The organism is Pseudomonas sp. DWP3-1-3b3 (assembly GCF_049896305.1).
Lineage (GTDB): Bacteria > Pseudomonadota > Gammaproteobacteria > Pseudomonadales > Pseudomonadaceae > Aquipseudomonas > Aquipseudomonas azotoformans_A.
Genome location: NZ_JAFCUA010000028.1, coordinates 1 through 695, shown reverse-complemented (window position 1 = coordinate 695; position 695 = coordinate 1). Strand labels below are relative to the sequence as shown.

The 695-nt window shown below is 52.7% G+C and carries 1 protein-coding gene; it reads left to right on the top strand.

What is annotated here, in order from left to right:
- Window positions 1-112: 112 nt before the first annotated feature.
- The coding region (locus ACP7BX_RS30855) for an IS110 family transposase (protein WP_426161340.1) at window positions 113-695 on the top strand (583 nt) is incomplete at its 3' end.

The window sequence follows — 695 nt, the reverse complement described above, 5'->3', positions numbered from 1 at the left end:
CCTTTCTACCAAAAGCGCCGATAAGGAATTCATCGGGAAAACCGACGATAGAGGCAAGCCAGCGCTGGGTAGACCCCGACAAGTACCTAAACCCTAGCTCCGAGGATTCGTCATGACAATCCTTAACTCACCAACGGTAGTAGGTGGCGATGTGGCCAAGGCGGAAGTTGTCGCTTATCGCGAGGACACCCAAGCCATTCAAGCTATCGCCAATGACCGAAACTCTCTTCACCTGTGGCTCAAAACGTTACCTGCGAACAGCTCAATAGCCCTGGAAGCCACCAGCACTTACCACTTGGATATGGCTGAACTGGCCCATGAAATGGGGCATCGGGTTTACCTTGTTGATGCTTATCGGCTCAGTCATTACCGTGAAAGCATTGGCCAGCGTGCGAAAACCGACCCTTGTGATGCGCGTTTGCTGGCTCGTTATCTGACCAGCGAGCAAGCACGACTGCGTCTCTGGAGCCCACCCCCACAGGCTTATAAGGTCTTGAAAAGCTTGCTGCACAGACGCGCGGAACTCATCAACTTGCGCGTGAGCCTCACGCTAAGTTGGTCGAGCGAGCCGCTTTTGAAAGATGAATTAGCCTTGCAGTTAAAGTCCTTCAAGCAAGCTGAACAGGCTATTCAGAAGCTGCTGCATAAAGCCAGCAAAGAGGCGGGCATCACCGAAAACATCAAGCGCTGCAAAG